The sequence below is a fragment of the Vibrio alfacsensis genome (genome assembly GCF_019670485.1).
Lineage (GTDB): Bacteria > Pseudomonadota > Gammaproteobacteria > Enterobacterales > Vibrionaceae > Vibrio > Vibrio alfacsensis.
Map to the genome: position 1 here is coordinate 1,433,306 of NZ_AP024166.1, position 16,995 is coordinate 1,450,300.

Sequence of the window (16,995 nt, forward strand, 5' to 3'; positions counted from 1 at the left end):
GAGTTTAGTGTCGAAATAATTTACAAAAATACGTTCAAATGTGTAGTTGTTCCCAGTAACTCATTAAATAAATTAAACTATTTCTATTGGTATCATTTTTGCCTTTTTATTAATTCCATTAACACAAAATCAAAAGGGCTTAAAATGGAACTCAAACAGCAATTAACTCAGGCTTTTTCTTATTCTGCTCTATTGTTCTCTGTAAATACCAGTGCAGGGTTGATTTATGATGAGGATGTAGACGGTCAAATAGTTTCAGGTCAAACCTTTGAGCTAGGCCTGGGTGAAAATTCTATAACCGGCGATTCCTGCTGGATAGGCCTCTTGTCATGCTTTGATCCCGCTTGGAGATTAATGTTACCAGAAGATACTTATATTTCATCCGTATCTTATTCATGGGCCAATATCGAATTAGCTGGTGATCCCTTAACAACTAGCTGGAGTGGTAATTTCATTTTATATGATGGCTTTTTAAGTGTAGGAATTTTCGATTACACAAATTGGTTAGAGGGTGGTGACTATACGAAGTCTATCGATGAAGATGCTCTAGACTTTAGTGGCGTTCTATTTTTTGGTTATGATGCCGGTCGAAATGGAAGCGGTGGTGAATGGGACTTTGACGCATCCTTTACCGTGAGTCCGATTGCATCTGTTGACGTTCCTGAGTCTTCAGTTCTGGGTCTCTGGGCGCTAGTTCTTGCTGGCTTAGCTTTCCGTAAAGGTAAAGGTAACATTGAACTACCACACCCCTAAAGGAGTGTGGATTCCTGTCATCGGCGACATTTGCGCTCCATTACTAAAATCGAGTCGGCTTACATTGTCTCTTACAGGCGTTTAACGTGTTGGTAGTCCCTACCACCACAAATACTTAAGCTGCTAACCGTAACCCCTCTATGTGGATATTGTTAGCGGCATTCAAATCCCTGTCGTTTACAGAACCGCAGTCGCATCGCCATTCACGAATAGCAAGTGACCATTTGCCCTGATATACAGCCCCACAACAAGCACACAATTTAGAGCTTGGGAACCACTGGTCAATCTTAGACACGGTTCGACCATACCAAGCAGCTTTGTATTCTAGCTGCCTGACGATTTCGCCAAAGTTTGCGTCACTAATTGCTTTTGCTAGTTTTTTGTTTTTCACCATGTTTTTAACTCGCAATGACTCGGTACAGATCACTTGGTTTTCGTTTATCAGTTTCGTTGTCATTTTATGCGTGAAATCAACACGACAGTTTGCAATCTTCTCGTGGATCTTTGCCACGATGATGCGTTGCTTATTAAAATTATTAGAACCTTTCGTCTTCTTGGAAAGTTTACGTTGAGCTTTAGCTAACTTGCGTTCGTATTTCTTCGTCGATTTCGGATTTTTAAAAACTAAGCCGTCAGAGCAAACGGCGAGCGATTTAATCCCAACGTCCACGCCAACACTCTTATTGAGATTGGGCAATGCCGCCACCTCTTCCTCAACAAGAATGGAAATGAAATATTTACCTGTCGGTGTTTTACTGACATAGCAGGAGGACGGCGTTCCATGGAATGGTCTCGACCACTTAATGTTCAGGGGCGATTTCATCTTGGCGAGTGTTAATGCTTGCTTGTCAGCGTCCCACTTAAACGCATTCGCCATGAAACAAGCGGATTGCTTGTTACGCTTGCTCTTGAATCTTGGGTATCCAAACCCCGACTCAAAGAACGATTTAAATGCCTTGTCCAAGTGACTTAGTGATTGCTGTAGCGCAACGCTAGAGACCGACTTTAGCCAGCTAAACTCAGACTGCTTTTTGAGCGCAGTTAACTGCTTGCTCCAGTCTGCGAGGTAGGTTTTATTGCCTTGTTCGTACTGCTCTTTTGAAAAAGCCAAGGCATTGTTGAACGCAAAACGGACACAGCCAAACGTATGAGCAAGCAGTCTCGCTTGCTCATTGTTCGGGTAAAACCTGTATTTGTAGGCTCTTTGGATGGTCATCTCTAGGCACTCTAATACTGTATATAATAGCAGTATTAAACAAGGATGGCAGACTAATTAACACCATTTACGACCACGTTGCTATGCCTTTCATCCATGCCCTGAACGACATGGTTTTTCGGCAAAAGTGATAAATCTAAAGCTTAAATAGAACAGTTTTTTTGGCCTATATGGGAGGTATGAAATTTTGTTAGCGAGAAAATTGTTTCTCTTTGTCTTTAAATTCATGGCCTTGCCTCACCAGTGCAATTTGTGAACAAATTATGCACTGAAATTGTGAGTAACTGATAAAAGTTCAAGCAACACAGATAGATAATAGTTGGCTGCTGGTGGGGAGGTTCTGCTAATGCTATGTGTTAGAGTGGTTCAGTTCGGTTAGTCCTCAGGGTTGTTGTGTAGTTTTCAAGGGAAAGGTCTAGTCTAGAAAGGCTTGGTTGCAATATCGATATTGAGCCTGAATTGTAGCCTTGATTTTTAATTTGACAGTGAAGCAAGTGCCTTTTGCACGAGTTCACCCTGTTCGAATCGTGAGCCCATTTTTTAATTATTTAAACGCTAATATAGAAAGGTCCGTTTCTTCCAGTAGTTCCTGCGCTTGATGTAAACGTTCAGTCATAAGCCATTGCCCAAATGACATTCCCGTTGCTTTGTTGAACTTACGCGTAAATGTTCGTCTGGTAAGCATAACGGAATCGGCAAGTTCATCTAATGTGTAAGAGGCCGTGATGTTATTTCTCACAACATCTAATAGCTCATTGATTCTGCTGTCTGCTGTGTTTAACGGTACAGGCCAGTCAATAAACTGGGCCTATCCACCCTCTCTATGCGGTGAGACAACCATTTTCCTTGCTAATTGATTTGCTTCTTTGCTTCCATAACATTGTCGGAAAACATGTAAGCTACAGTCAATATTTGCCGCAATGCCTGCCGATGTGATGATGTTATCTTCCTCAACATACAGAGCATTGTGATCAACGTTGATGGCTGGAAAACGGTTAGTGAAGTCGCTTTCAAGCCGGCGAGCCATGCAACGCTGACCAGAACTGAGCTAAACGAATTCATCGATGATGAATAATATTTCGGACTTTGTCTTAGTCCCAGAAGATGGCGCGACTTGTCAGCTATAGTAATGCATCACTATTGTGGCTAGAACCATGTGGTTCCAGCCACAATAAATCAATTTGACCGTGATGTATTATGCTTCGGCTTACTTTTAAACTGTTTAATACTGTTTTTGCCTTGCGTGCGACGATTCGCTTTTTTATCACGTGGCGCACGTTTGCTTTCGCCTGTTGATGGCTTATCCGTCACAGGAAACCCGTCTAGATCTTGTACAGGTAATGCACGTTGAGTCAGGTTGCGAATAGCCGTAAGCGCATCTATTTCGCCATGACATACCAATGAGATAGCAACACCTTGTTCACCCGCTCGTGCTGTACGTCCAACTCGATGAACGTAAGTCTCTGCGTGCATTGGCAACTCAAAGTTAATCACGACTGGCAACTGCTCTATGTGAATACCGCGCGCCAATAGATCGGTGGCAATTAGCACCTGTGTTTGCCCAGATTTAAACTGCGCCAATGCTTCTTCTCGCTCTGCTTGGCTCTTATTACCGTGCAGCGCATTGGTTGTGATACCCGCTTTATTCAGCTTCTTCGCCAAACCATCAGCGTTCTCTTTCGCGCCAATAAATACCAGTACCTGCGCCCATGTATTTTGCTTGATCAGTTCAATCAACGCTTTGGTTTTGCTGCCTTTGTTGACGAGATACAGCGTTTCAGCAATATCTTGATTGGTGCTGTTTTCTTGATGCGCTGCGACTTGCTTTGGTGCGTGCATAAGCAACTGTGCTTTACTTTTCAACTCATCTGAAAACGTTGCTGAGAACATCGCCGTTTGACGCTGGTTTGAAATCAGCCCAGCGATATTTTGCACGTCTCGCCAAAAGCCCATATCCAGCAAGCGATCGGCTTCATCCAACACAAGGTAATGGATATTTCTCAGCTCCAAACCGTTGTTTGCCAAATCAACTAATCGACCTGTTGTCGCCACCAAAATGTGAGGATTTGCCGCAAGTGCTTGTAGTTGAAGATCTTTATCAACGCCACCACACAAACACACCGCGTTAAGACCAAGAGATTGACCAACTTGATTAATCGCCTCGCTCACTTGTGTCGCCAACTCGCGCGTTGGTACTAGAATCAGCGCTTTTTGCTCTGGATTTACACTTAGTTTTTCTAACAAAGGCAAACCATAAGCAAGGGTTTTTCCGCTGCCTGTATTCGCTAATGCCAATACATCTTTACCACTGAGTAGCTCAGGAATGGCCAAAGCTTGAATATCGGTTGGCTTCTTGAAGTCTTTTGGCAGTGCGTGAATCAGCTCTGAACTCAGTGAAAGAGTAGAAAATGGCATTAGCTTAACCTTGTGCTTTTGGTTGAAGAGGCAGTAAAACAATATAGATGCAGTAAATCGCAGGCGCGGACTTTACCACAATCTTTTTAGGAACCATCCAATTTTATACCAGCCCCTTCGACATGAAACACTATTTCGATGGTTGGTAAGTACCTCGGATTGGGTAGTTGTTCTCAGGATCGCGAATGAATGCTATGCCGGAAAGCAGCACATTTAGATCTGGACGAACAAATGGACCGTTCGAGATATCAATAATTTGCACTCGACCTTGATCATTAACCACAAACAAACCCGGCTCAGCAAACAAATGGTCCGTTTCTTTTTCTGAACGCGGCTCTGAGATATACAGACCAAGGGTTTGCATCTGTTCTACACTCAAGCCGTAAGCAATAGGAAAGTTCACTGAGATCTGCTCCATATGTTTCGCGACCTGCTCTTTGCTGTCCGCTGATACCGCCACAATATCAACACCAATTTCTAAGAACTTCGCTTTAAGCCCTTCTAACTCGTTCAAGTAGCGTGTACATAATGGGCAATGTTTGCCTCGATACACCACCACTAATCGCCAAGTAGCTGGTTCAGATGGCTGACCCACCTCAATAGTATTGCCATCAAAGGTTGGCAAAGAAATAGACGGAAATAAATCACCTGCGCTGAATTTGTTCATTATCATTTTTCCTTTTGCTCTATCGATCATCTTTAAGTGCATTCTGTAAGGCATTGATATAACTTTTAGACATCTGCTTAGATACCGAAGCATCTGGCACAAACATCTGACCACCGTGATATACGCCAGGGAATACGGCAAGCTCAGTCGACACACCTGCATCCATGAGCCTTTGAGCATAGTCAATCACTTCGTCACGGAACAAGTCAACCGTACCCACCGTAATGTAAGTTTTTGGTAGCCCACTGACATCTTTTGCTCTTGCGGCGGCCGCATACGGAGAGGCATCTTCACCAGGCGTGCCATTTAAATACATCTCCCACGCATTAAAAGAGGTTTGGCGATTCCAAACTGGATAGTCCTCGACTGATCCTGATGGTGTTGCATGCAAGTTATCTAGCATCGGGTACAACAATAGCTGCAGGGCAATTTTTGGTCCGTGTTCATCACGATTACGCAAAGCCAAACTAGCCGCCATGCCAGCGCCAGCGCTCTCGCCTCCAATTGCTATACGTTGTGGATCAACGCCCAACTCTTGTGCGTGGCTGACCATCCATAAGAAAGCCGCGTAGCTGTCATTATGGCCAGCTGGAAATGGGTGCTCAGGTGCTAATCGGTATTCAACTGAAACAACGGTCGCATTGACTGCTTTAGCAAACATGCCGGCAAAATCAGTTTCAGCACTACCAAAGATGAAGCCACCACCATGGATCCAAAACAAGCCAGATTTAGCGGTACTTAGTATCCCATCAGGTTGATAGATATAAATATTAACCTTTCCATCTTTTGTCTCTATTTGACGTTTTGTCACGGTAACGCCTGCAACACCTTTGGCTTTCAGCATTGGTGCCATCAGTTCTCGAACTTCGTCAACAGAGTCTCGGGTAATGTCACTCAACTGGGGAGGTAACATAGATAACGGTGCGGTTAGCGCAGGATCAATCCGACTACGTATTCCTGTTGATGATTGACTCTCAATCAAAGGGTTAGTCTGGTGCGATGCGCTACCTTGAGATGCATCATCAGCATATGCAAATCCCGATGTTAAGGTGCTTAAGCCTAATAATGCGGTTACAAAAGGGAGCATCATATTTTGGTATTTCATGGAAGTTTCCTCCCGATACAATAACTAGTATCGATTTTGAAGCGGCAAACCTTGCGCCAAGTCGTTTAAACGCAAGGGTAAATATAAGCGATCAGCTCATAGCTTGAGCGGTCTACATGCTATAGGATGAAATCAACGACTGATGTACTTATAGCTCTCATCTGCCTCGTCACGTTTACCAACGTATTTGTTCTCAAAATCAGGAGACCATACTGCGCTCGCATTTTGGTTTTGGTTCCAATCGAAAACAGTAAAGCGATGCACCATTTTCCAAACACCATCACGGCGTTCAAAGCGGTACAAGTGACGGCCACCTAAAATGCCCTCTTTGTCGACACCATCTTCTTCGTGCACGTGATACGCCCACACATAGCTCTCTGCTGTTGCAGTATCACCATCCACTTCGATGAGAACGTTGCTGATACGGTGCTGAGTGACCTTAATCGCTTCAAAACCTTTCATTGCTGGTTCTACAAAAGCGTGAGCATTATCGTTGTAGAAAAATAAGTCTGGGAAAATAGGGTCTTGATGGTCTTCAATGGCATCTTCCCAATAAGTGGATTTCATCAGCTCTGCGTCCATACGATCTAAAGAACGAGCATGACGAAAAATAACTTCTGTAATATCTTGTTTATCAAGTAGTTGTTGTAATTTTTGTTGCATATCCATGAGTGCCTCCAGTGGCTATCTAATCTTAGTAATTCTTAGTGCAGCGTTGTCTTGCGGCTTGGTAGGGATAATAGAACTAAACAAAAGCGACTAAAACTAAGCTAAAATGACTAGCATCTATTCGTATTTGGAATAATTGAGAACACTAATGGATCAACTAAGCGCAATGCGTGCATTTGTTCGAGTGGTACAAACGGGCAGCTTTTCTGCCACGGGCCGTGAGATGAAGACCTCACAAACGACGATCAGCAAAAAAGTGGCAGCGTTAGAGAAGAAAATCGGCGTCAAACTTCTTGCTCGAAGCAGTCGCGATCATGCTTTAACGCCAGCAGGGGCGAGGTATTATCAAACTTGCGTTGATATTTTAGGTGAACTGGATGAAGCCGAAACTGCGGCAAGATCGGAGACAGCTTCTCCGCAAGGAACAGTGCGTATCTCTGCACCCGTTGCGTTTGGTCGCATTCTGCTTGCACCCATTATGGCCGAGTTTTTCCAGCGCTATCCTGATATCAAAGTGGATTTACGGCTCAGTGATCGACACACCGACTTGATCAGCGATGGCATTGATGTGGCGATTCGAGCAAGACAATTAGAGGATTCAACGCTGGTTGCACGCCATTTATTTGATAACCCGATGTTAGCCTTAGCGGCTCCGAGTTATTTAGACAGAAATGGAACCCCGAAAAAGCCAGATGATCTAACACAACACAACTGTTTGATCTATTCTGGCATGCAAGAGATCAATATTTGGCGTTTTACAAAAGAAGATAAAGAACACTCCGTAGCGGTTAGTGGTAACTTTCAAAGTGACAACGGCGATGTACTGTTAGAAGTCGCACTCACGGGAATGGGTATAGTAATACTACCAATTTGGATGGTGGAATCGCACATTAAAGCAGGCCGACTCAAGCAAGTCATGAGTGATTATTTAGGGCAAAACTTGCCTTTCAATGCCGTGTACTTACAAAGCCGATATACGCCTCTTAAGGTTCGCAGCTTGATTGATTATCTGAAAGACAAACTGCCCAACACTTAACGGCTCTCTTAACATAAAAAAGCGCAGAGCCGAAACTCTGCGCTTTTAAAAGAGATTTTACATTGTAAATCGTTACTTGGTGTAGAAAGCACGCTTCAGTGCCATTTCTAAACCACGCACTTCAGCAAGGCCTTTCAAGCGGCCAATGGCTGAGTAACCTGGGTTGGTTTTCTTCTTCAAGTCATCCAGCATTTGGTGACCATGGTCAGGACGCATTGGGATCAAACGGTGATCACCTACTTCTGCGCGGCGTTGTTCTTCATCCAGAATCGCCATCACCACATTGTACATATCCACATCGCCATCAAGGTGCGCCGCTTCGTGGAATGTCATCGGGTTGCTTTCTTCACGCTTGGTCGAACGCAAGTGAGTGAAGTAAACACGGTCACCGTGCTTTTTAATCATCTTAACTAAGTCGTTATCACCACGCACACCGTAAGAACCGGTACACATGGTCAAACCATTCATCTTGCTTGGCACTTTTTCTGTCAACCAGTCGATGTCTTCGATGGTTGAAACAATGCGCGGCAAGCCAAGAATTGGACGCGGTGGATCGTCTGGGTGTACTGCCAACTTCAAGCCATGCGCTTCACACACTGGCATCAATTCTGCCAAGAAATGTGCCATATGTTCACGCAGCTTATCTTTACTGATACCAGCGTAGCGATCAAGTTGCGCTTGGAACTCTTCTAGCGTGTACCCCTCTTCTGCACCCGGCAAACCCGCAATAATGTTGCTTGTCAGCTGCTGGATTTGCTCCGCCGTCATGTTGTTAAAGTATTCCAGCGCCTGCGCTTGTTCAGCTTCGGTGTAATCCGCTTGTGCGCCAGGGCGCTTGAGAATGTGTAGCTCAAATGCCGCAAATGCAATTTGGTCAAAGCGTAGCGCTCGTGAACCATCTGGCATTTCAAATTCTAGGTCCGTGCGCGTCCAGTCCAGTACAGGCATAAAGTTATAGCATACTGTGTCGATACCACATTCAGCTAGGTTACGTAGCGTTTGCTTGTAGTTATCGATCCATTGTTGGAAGTTGCCCGTCTGAGTTTTAATTTCTTCGTGAACAGGAACACTTTCAACCACTGACCACGTTAAGCCTTTCTCTTCAATGATGGCTTTACGTTTTAAAATCTCTTCTTTTGACCACACTTCACCATTTGGAATGTGGTGCAAAGCATTCACAATGCCAGTTGCGCCAGCTTGACGAATATCGTCTAGCGACACAGGGTCATTCGGGCCGTACCAACGCCAAGTTTGTTCCATATCGATACCTTTTCTTATTACTATTCAACATGGAGAAGAGTTATGCCTACCGCATAGTTGATAATGGTATACCAATAACAACATCCCCAAAACATGAAGCAAATACTGATGCTTGACCTACATTGAGTCAAACACCAACATACAATTGATTGACCAAAATCACGAAAAACACCCCAATTTTGGTATACCAAAGCATTTGTGATCACAATCACGCATACCAAAATCAATTTAAACTTATAATAGCGATGACTGATTTTGTTGCGCAAAACCTGCACAATCAAAGATGACACTACTTATAGCCCTAATGACAGATACTGGTTTCAACTCATTTTTTGGTAAACCAATTATTAAAAAGGCGCTTAACAAACAGATTTAGGGCACTTTGGCACCGTTAACTGCTTGCCGTGCTTAGATGGAGAACACAATGACCACGCTTTCTACCGACCGTTTTACTCAATTACCTCAGCCTACGTACTCACGTTCTCAGCTCAAGAGTCGTATCGTTCATTTAGGTTTTGGTGCATTCCATCGAGCACACCAAGCGCTGTTCACTAATGAAATGCTCGAAAAAACTGGCAGTGATTGGGGGATTTGTGAGATCAACTTATTTGGTGGTGAAGACCTCATCACACAGCTAAGAGCACAAGACCACCTATACACCGTTGCAGAAAAAGGCGCAAAATCAACAGAAGTAAAATTGATTGGAGCGGTAACAGAGTCCCTACACCCGGCACTTGATGGCAAAGAAGCCGTTTTGAATAAAATGGTCGAAGAGCAAGTTGCTATCGTATCAATGACCATCACTGAAAAAGGTTATTGTGCAGACCCTGCAACAGGTCGATTAGATAAAACAAATGCCCTCATCCAACAGGATTTAGAAACGCCTCACTCTCCGAGTTCAGCAATTGGTTACATCGTCGAAGCGTTAAGATTGCGCAAGCAAGCAGGGCTCAAACCATTTACTGTCATGTCATGCGATAACGTTCAAGAGAACGGACACGTCGCAAGAGCCGCAATCCTAGATTTCGCCTACCTAATCGATACAGACTTAGCAGGCTGGATTGAAGCAAACGTAACGTTTCCATGCACGATGGTAGACCGTATTGTTCCTGCGGCTACGCCAGAAACCCTCAAAGAAATCGCCCATCTTGTTGGTCACGAAGATCCATGTGGCATTGCTTGTGAGCCGTTCCGTCAATGGGTTATCGAAGACAATTTTGTAAATGGACGTCCAGCTTGGAACGTGGCAGGTGCAGAGTTCGTTACTGATGTCGTGCCTTTTGAAGAAATGAAACTTCGCATGCTTAATGGTAGCCATTCGTTTTTGGCATATCTAGGCTACTTAGGTGGTTACGAGCATATCTCTGATACGATGACCAATGATAACTATCGCAAAGCGGCGCTCGATATGATGCTAAAAGCACAAGCACCGACACTATCTATGCCAGAGGGAACGGACTTAACCGCTTACGCAAAACTATTGATTGAGCGATTTACTAACCCAAGTTTAAAACATCAAACTTGGCAAATCGCCATGGACGGGAGCCAAAAAATTCCTCAGCGTATGGGCGGTTCATTGCGTGTCCACCTTGCAAACCATAGCGACTATCGCTGGCTTGCAATGGGTATAGCAGGATGGATGCGTTACATCGCGGGTGTCGATGAAAAAGGTCAAGAGATCGATGTTAGAGACCCAATGAGTGACAGATTCAAAGCGATTTTCACACAGCATGGCATTGAAACTGGCGCAGTAAAAGAGCTTCTGGCTATTGAGTCAATCTTCGGTACGGATCTCATTCAAAATGAAAACTTCGTCAAAGAGGTTACCAAAGCGTTCCAACTGATCCTAACCAAAGGCGCACGTGCTGCCGTTGCTTCTCTTTAATTCAATAAGCCCAAGCGGAAGCCTTATTTCGCTTGGCCTGGAGCCCCAATATGAAAACCTTTTTATGTGAAGACTTTCTACTAGATACAGACGTCGCACGTGATCTTTACCACAACCATGCCAAACACCTGCCAATTTATGATTACCATTGTCATCTAAACCCAAAAGATGTGGCTGAAAACCGCCAATTTGAGAACCTTAGCCAAATTTGGTTAGAGGGCGATCACTACAAATGGCGTGCAATGCGAGCGGCAGGTGTATCAGAATCTCTGATCACCGGTGATGCGTCAGATTTAGACAAGTTTCAAGCATGGGCTAAAACGGTTCCACAAACCTTAGGTAACCCTTTATATCACTGGACTCACCTTGAACTTAGACGTCCTTTTGGCATCTCTGGTGTTTTGTTCGGCCCAGAAAGCGCTGATTCAATTTGGCATCATGGTAATGAGTTGCTGCAATCCTCTGACTTCTCAGCTCGTGGCATCATGAAGCAAATGAACGTCGTCATGGCGGGCACGACCGACGACCCAATCCATACCTTGGAGCACCATAAAGCCATCGCAGCAGATACGACCTTTGACGTGGAAGTTGCACCAAGTTGGCGTCCAGACCGCGCATTCAAAATTGAATTGGCAGGGTTCAATGAATACATGGCATTACTAGGTGAGAGTGCTGATATTGAGATCCAACGCTTTTCTGATCTACTGAAAGCACTTGAAGTTCGACTAGATTACTTTGCTCATCATGGCTGTCGCGCTGCCGATCATGGCATAGAAGTGGTTCGTTACGCTTCGATTCCTAGTGAAAGTACTCTCGACACTATTTTGAGCCGTCGCCTCAACGAGCAAACGCTGACAGAGCAGGAAGTCGACCAGTTCACAACTGCCGTTCAAGTCTGGCTAGGAAAACAGTACGCAAAACGCGGCTGGGTGATGCAATTACACATTGGTGCTCAGCGCAACAACAGCTCCCGCATGTTTCAGTTACTTGGCGCTGACGCTGGGTTTGATTCTATCGGTGATCGCCCTTTTGCATTCGAACTGGCACACATTCTCGATGACATGGATCAAACTAATGAACTGCCTAAAACTATCCTGTACTGCTTAAACCCACGCGATAATGAAATGATGGCGACCATGATTGGTAATTTCCAAGGGGGTGGCATTGCAGGAAAAGTGCAGTTTGGCTCTGGCTGGTGGTTTAACGATCAAAAAGACGGCATGGAGAGACAAATGCAGCAGCTGTCTCAACTAGGATTGCTTAGCCAATTCGTTGGTATGCTGACAGACTCCCGTTCATTTTTATCGTACACGCGCCATGAATACTTCCGCCGTATTCTGTGTAATATGATTGGTCAGTGGGTCGCAAAAGGCGAAGCGCCAAACGATGCCCAACTTCTTAGCCAAATGGTTGAAAATGTTTGTTATTTCAATGCGAAACGTTACTTTACGTTACCAGGAGAGCAAGCATGAAACGCATCGCGATTATAGGAGAGTGCATGATCGAGTTAAATGGTGAACCATTTGGCTCTATGCTGCAGTCCTACGGCGGAGACTCACTCAACACTGCCGTTTACTTGGCCCGAACCACAAACAAGCAGATCGACATTCAATATGTTTCAGCACTTGGACAGGATGCCGTAAGTCAAGGAATGCTAGAGCGCTGGAAAAGCGAAAACATCAATACTGATTTGGTCTTGCGTGATGATAAACGCCAACCAGGACTATACCTGATTCAACTCGACAGCAAGGGAGAGAGAACTTTCCTTTACTGGCGCAATCAGTCGGCGGCTCGACACTTACTCCAACATCCAGATTTTTCAAAAGTTGAGCAAGCACTCTCTCACGTCGATATGGTGTACTTAAGTGGCATCAGTTTGGCGATTTTACCACGTGATGATCGCACTCGTTTGATTGGCTTGTTGACTCAACTTCAGTCACAGGGCATCGAAATCGCCTTTGACACCAATTATCGACCAGCCCTTTGGGAGAATGCGGAAGAGGCTCGATATTTCTATCGCCAAATCTTCGCTATCACCGACCTTGCTTTAGTCACAAACGACGATGAACAAGCACTTTGGGGCGACAGCGATGAAAATGCTTCACTACAACGATTGAAGCAACAAGGCGTAAAGCAGGTCGCTCTTAAAATGGGTGCGAAAGGCAATATTTACTGCAATTTCAAGACCAATGAAACGTTAGAAATTCCGACTCAGCCTGTGAAACAAGTGGTCGATACGACGTCCGCCGGTGACTCATTTAATGCTGGCTTCTTGGCTGGTTGGCTACTAAACCAATCACCAAGTATATGTTCAAAGCAAGGGCATCTGCTTGCTGGACTCGTGATTCAGCATAAGGGCGCTATTATTCCAACTGACACCATGAAACATATTCAGTTTTCTCTTTGATATTAATAGGATTTAAACAATGAAAACCATCGCAGAGCAACTTGCAGAGATAAAAGTGATTCCTGTTATTGCCATTGACCGTGCAGAAGACATCATCCCACTGGGTAAAGCACTGGCTGAAAATGGCCTACCTGCGGCAGAAATCACCTTTCGCTCAGATGCCGCGGCAGAAGCTATTCGCCTACTCAGAGAGGTGCAACCTGACATGTTAATTGGTGCAGGTACCGTGCTCAATAAAGAACAAGCCATTGCAGCCAAAGAAGCAGGCGCGACTTTTGTTGTTTCTCCGGGTTTAAACCCAAATACAGTGAAAGCATGTCAAGAAATCGGCATTGACATCGTCCCGGGCGTAAACAACCCAAGTGCGGTTGAAGCAGCGCTAGAACTCGGCCTTACTACGATTAAGTTCTTCCCTGCGGAGGCATCTGGCGGCATCAATATGCTGAAATCGCTTTTAGCGCCTTACACGCAAATTCAAGTGATGCCTACAGGCGGGATTAATCCTAACAACGTCAATGATTACCTTAGCCTTGAACGTGTCGTAGCTTGTGGTGGTACGTGGATGGTGGACAAAGTGCTGATCAATGAAGGCCGCTGGGATGAGATTGCCCGACTCACTCGTGAGGCAGCAGATTTAGTTGCTTAATCCGCATAGATAACCAAGTTAATCTCGTTCTATTTGATTTTATACTTTCCTTTCAATTCCAAGGCTTCCTCATGCAGGAGGCCTTTCTTGTAAAAGAAAACACATGAAAATCGCTTTTTTACATACCGTTCGTAGCAACATCGCTCTATTTCAACCCTATATCGACGATTTACTTCCAACTTCCAACATACAAATCTCTCATTTCCTTGAAGAGTCTTTATTGGATCAGGCGATAGAGAGCACGCCATCGCAAGCCGTAAATAACTCGCAAAACATAACATGCGCCCAAAGCATAGAAAGCGTGGTGCACGCCTGCATCAAAAACATCGCAAGGCAAGGCTTTGATCTGATAGTTTGTACGTGCTCTAGCATCGGGGAATACGCAGAAACGACATCAGGACTTTCCTCTAAGGTTGTCCGAATTGATAGAGCAATGGCAGAAAAGGCCGTCAGATTTCGTCATCTCTATATTTTGGCAGCAGCAGAGAGTACGGTGTCTCCCACTTATAAATTGGTGTGCCAAAGTGCAGAGAAAACGCCATTATCAGTCTGCGAGATGATTCATGTCACTATTGTGCCTCACGCATGGCAGCACTACAGTAACGGTGACCATTCGGCGTATATTACATCAATATCCAAGGCCATCGAATCCACATTGGAAAACGCTCCCTCAAACAGTGTCATTATCCTTGCCCAAGCATCCATGGCGCCTGCCGCAACGTTCAGTCACCCATTCATCCCTATTCTTACTAGCCCTATTGATGGTATTCAATCGTTATTAAGATATATAAAGTAAAATTATACAGACACCAAAAGCCCCTTTATTGAACCGAACAATAAAGGGGCTTTTACTCTGTTGTCTTATCCCGAATTAAGCGTACTCTCTGAAACTTGTGTACTTAATGGCAATTTAAACAGAAATAAGATGTCCATTATGTTGACGCATTCCGGGAATAAATCCCAATTTATCGGTCGATATTTTCTTACCATCAGGGAGCAATACGTGCGTCAAAGACCATAAAACGCAACCTTGAGGTAAATTAAGCAAACTTCTTACTTGGCTATAGACACAGCCATCATCAAAAGCATCAGTGACAGGAAATGCGCTTCCCTGCCATGCATTAAGAATACAGGTTTGGCTTGCGTCTAAGTTCAGGTAGAGCATTTCTGGCTCACTATCTTTAACAATCTTCATACACAAGCGAGTGGTATCGTCTTCTTGTTTCTCAATCCACAATCGATGTGGGATCTGTTCATCCGTCCAATTTAATACATTCATGTAAGTATTCATATTCAGTCTCATCAGTGCTAGGTACATCAGGCTTACCTCGCCACGCTCGTACCTAGAATTTCCCGAATGCCATAAAGAAAAAAGGCACTGACTGGAATTGCAAGTCAGTGCCTTTATGACCGTTTATGCGATTTGCGCATCCGCTTCTTTTGGTTTCTCGGTAGGTTCTTCCGCTTTTGGCTCTAAGTTCCAGAAAAAGTAGTAAAGAACAAAACAACCCGCCATTGCGATACTTGGCATCGCAAACATAAATGCTTTAATGCCCATCAGAGTAGAGTCCGCTTGAACGTCTAAAGCCGCATTGTAACCAACCATGCTTAACCCCATACCAGCAATAAATCCGGCTATTGCTTGACCCATTTTGCGCATGAAAGAGTAACTGGAGTAAATAATACCCTCTTGACGCTGACCAGAAATTTCATAGTTGTAGTCGATACAGTCAGCTACGTTTGCCCAGATAAGAATGTTTGGAAGCAGCATAAATGGCATACCAACAATATAGAACACCATCGCGCCATAGATACTGGTTGGTAATACGAAGCTGACCATAGAAGCAATACCGGCACCAGCAAAGCCCGTTAGCATTAGCTTTTTGGTTCCAAATCGGGCTGACAATTTACCCACACTTGGCGCAACAACAATGGTTGTCACAACTTGTACAACCGCCGTCAAAGAAATAAACCAAAGTGCACCATCGAGGTTTAGCGATAAGTAGTAGTAAAGCACACTGCCTTGGCCCAACATTGCGGTTAACATCAGCATTGATGCCACGCTCACACAAAGAAACGGAACGTTTTTGCCTAATGTTTTGATGGTGTCTTTAAAGCCAAAGTCTGCATTATCAGTCGGCTCATGTTTGATGTGCTCTTCTGTCATGCGGTATGCCAGCAAATAACAAATAAAAGAAACAACACCAAGAGCAGTTACGCCATACAAATAGGCTTTCGATAAGTCATCAGCAAAGAACGAAAGTAAGAAAGGCATAATCATGTTACAGCTAACCATGCCCATCATGCCTCCAAACGCGCGAGCACCCGATAGACCTGCACGCTCAGCGGGATCGTTAGTCATTACGGTAGCAAGTGAACCGTAAGGAATATTGATAAAGGTATATGCCATACCAAATACAATATAAGTGACATAAGCCCAAATCAGTTTCTGAACATCGGTCAGTCCCTCAGGCGCCCAAAATACAAGAATGGCGGCAATGATGACCGGCCAACTGCCTTTTAGTAAGAAAGGACGGAATTTTTCACCACGACGTTTAGCAAACAATTTGTCACACAACGCCCCCATCATAGGATCGTTTATCGCATCCCAAACACGAGCAACCAAAAATAGCGTACCAGCCGCAGCGGCCGAAATACCAAGAACATCAGTATAGTAAGCCAGCAAAAACATGGAGCTCATACCAAAAGTCAGTGAGTTAGCTAAATCCCCAAGGGCATAGCCAACTTTGTTTGATACGGATATCGTTTTCATCTTATTCCCTTACGTTCACGTTGTATTTTGAGTTAATGCAGTAGTAGTGCTACTTGCTTTATATGCGACTAATTATACAAAACATTGGAATACCAATAAGTGCTCAAACTCACCCTTTGCATACCAAAAAGACAAATATGGAAAAATGGTGAACCACATCCCA

17 protein-coding genes are annotated in these 16,995 nt (G+C 44.4%); 7 read left to right on the top strand and 10 right to left on the bottom strand.

Annotated features, from left to right (window positions below; all coding sequences use genetic code 11):
* Window positions 1-144: 144 nt before the first annotated feature.
* Window positions 145-753 (top strand): hypothetical protein, encoded by a 609-nt coding sequence (locus VA249_RS20945; protein ID WP_221070960.1) that lies wholly within the window; start codon window positions 145-147, stop codon window positions 751-753.
* Window positions 754-868: 115 nt separating this feature from the next.
* On the opposite strand, the gene VA249_RS20950 is transcribed toward VA249_RS20945, so the two are convergent.
* The 7 genes from VA249_RS20950 to VA249_RS20975 form a co-directional block, all read right to left on the bottom strand.
* A complete protein-coding gene (locus VA249_RS20950; RefSeq protein ID WP_221070962.1) occupies window positions 869-1,969 on the bottom strand; it encodes an RNA-guided endonuclease TnpB family protein in 1,101 nt (366 codons plus the stop codon).
* Between the two features lie 544 nt (window positions 1,970-2,513).
* Complete coding sequence (locus tag VA249_RS24160) at window positions 2,514-2,708, bottom strand: helix-turn-helix domain-containing protein (RefSeq protein WP_225927136.1); 195 nt, start codon at window positions 2,706-2,708, stop codon at window positions 2,514-2,516.
* A 69-nt stretch (window positions 2,709-2,777) separates the two neighbouring features.
* A complete protein-coding gene (locus VA249_RS24165; protein ID WP_225927137.1) occupies window positions 2,778-2,996 on the bottom strand; it encodes a hypothetical protein in 219 nt (72 codons plus the stop codon).
* A 149-nt stretch (window positions 2,997-3,145) separates the two neighbouring features.
* Window positions 3,146-4,384, bottom strand: a complete 1,239-nt coding sequence (locus VA249_RS20960; RefSeq protein ID WP_221070964.1) for a DEAD/DEAH box helicase — start codon at window positions 4,382-4,384, stop codon at window positions 3,146-3,148.
* A gap of 130 nt (window positions 4,385-4,514) precedes the next feature.
* Entirely contained in the window at window positions 4,515-5,057 is a 543-nt protein-coding gene (locus VA249_RS20965) for a peroxiredoxin-like family protein (RefSeq protein WP_221070966.1), read from the bottom strand.
* A 13-nt stretch (window positions 5,058-5,070) separates the two neighbouring features.
* The gene (locus VA249_RS20970; RefSeq protein ID WP_221070968.1) at window positions 5,071-6,156 is read right to left on the bottom strand and encodes an alpha/beta hydrolase; all 1,086 of its coding nucleotides are present in this window, start codon (window positions 6,154-6,156) and stop codon (window positions 5,071-5,073) included.
* A gap of 132 nt (window positions 6,157-6,288) precedes the next feature.
* Window positions 6,289-6,825, bottom strand: a complete 537-nt coding sequence (locus VA249_RS20975) for a nuclear transport factor 2 family protein (protein ID WP_221070969.1) — start codon at window positions 6,823-6,825, stop codon at window positions 6,289-6,291.
* 148 nt (window positions 6,826-6,973) lie between these two features.
* Between VA249_RS20975 and VA249_RS20980 the strand changes: the two genes are divergently transcribed.
* A complete protein-coding gene (locus tag VA249_RS20980) occupies window positions 6,974-7,861 on the top strand; it encodes a LysR family transcriptional regulator (RefSeq protein WP_221070972.1) in 888 nt (295 codons plus the stop codon).
* 72 nt (window positions 7,862-7,933) lie between these two features.
* On the opposite strand, the gene uxuA is transcribed toward VA249_RS20980, so the two are convergent.
* Entirely contained in the window at window positions 7,934-9,121 is a 1,188-nt protein-coding gene (gene uxuA / locus VA249_RS20985) for a mannonate dehydratase (RefSeq protein ID WP_221070974.1), read from the bottom strand.
* A gap of 424 nt (window positions 9,122-9,545) precedes the next feature.
* Between uxuA and VA249_RS20990 the strand changes: the two genes are divergently transcribed.
* The 5 genes from VA249_RS20990 to VA249_RS21010 all read left to right on the top strand — a co-directional run bounded on the left by VA249_RS20990 (window position 9,546) and on the right by VA249_RS21010 (window position 14,855).
* A complete protein-coding gene (locus VA249_RS20990) occupies window positions 9,546-11,006 on the top strand; it encodes a fructuronate reductase (protein WP_221070976.1) in 1,461 nt (486 codons plus the stop codon).
* Between the two features lie 50 nt (window positions 11,007-11,056).
* Window positions 11,057-12,478, top strand: coding sequence for a glucuronate isomerase (gene uxaC, locus VA249_RS20995; protein ID WP_221070978.1), 1,422 nt, complete (start codon window positions 11,057-11,059; stop codon window positions 12,476-12,478).
* Window positions 12,475-13,413 carry a sugar kinase gene (locus VA249_RS21000; RefSeq protein ID WP_221070981.1) on the top strand — a complete coding sequence of 313 codons (939 nt, stop codon included), beginning with the start codon at window positions 12,475-12,477 and terminating at the stop codon, window positions 13,411-13,413. The genes uxaC and VA249_RS21000 overlap by 4 nt, the downstream gene beginning before the upstream one ends.
* Window positions 13,414-13,432: 19 nt before the next feature.
* Window positions 13,433-14,059, top strand: a complete 627-nt coding sequence (locus tag VA249_RS21005) for a bifunctional 4-hydroxy-2-oxoglutarate aldolase/2-dehydro-3-deoxy-phosphogluconate aldolase (RefSeq protein WP_221070983.1) — start codon at window positions 13,433-13,435, stop codon at window positions 14,057-14,059.
* 103 nt (window positions 14,060-14,162) lie between these two features.
* Window positions 14,163-14,855 (top strand): hypothetical protein, encoded by a 693-nt coding sequence (locus VA249_RS21010; protein WP_221070985.1) that lies wholly within the window; start codon window positions 14,163-14,165, stop codon window positions 14,853-14,855.
* A 114-nt stretch (window positions 14,856-14,969) separates the two neighbouring features.
* Here VA249_RS21010 and VA249_RS21015 read toward each other — a convergent pair whose 3' ends face one another.
* Both VA249_RS21015 and VA249_RS21020 read right to left on the bottom strand, forming a co-directional pair.
* Window positions 14,970-15,350 carry a hypothetical protein gene (locus VA249_RS21015; RefSeq protein WP_061896161.1) on the bottom strand — a complete coding sequence of 127 codons (381 nt, stop codon included), beginning with the start codon at window positions 15,348-15,350 and terminating at the stop codon, window positions 14,970-14,972.
* A 123-nt stretch (window positions 15,351-15,473) separates the two neighbouring features.
* Complete coding sequence (locus tag VA249_RS21020) at window positions 15,474-16,832, bottom strand: MFS transporter (RefSeq protein ID WP_221070993.1); 1,359 nt, start codon at window positions 16,830-16,832, stop codon at window positions 15,474-15,476.
* Window positions 16,833-16,995: the final 163 nt, after the last annotated feature.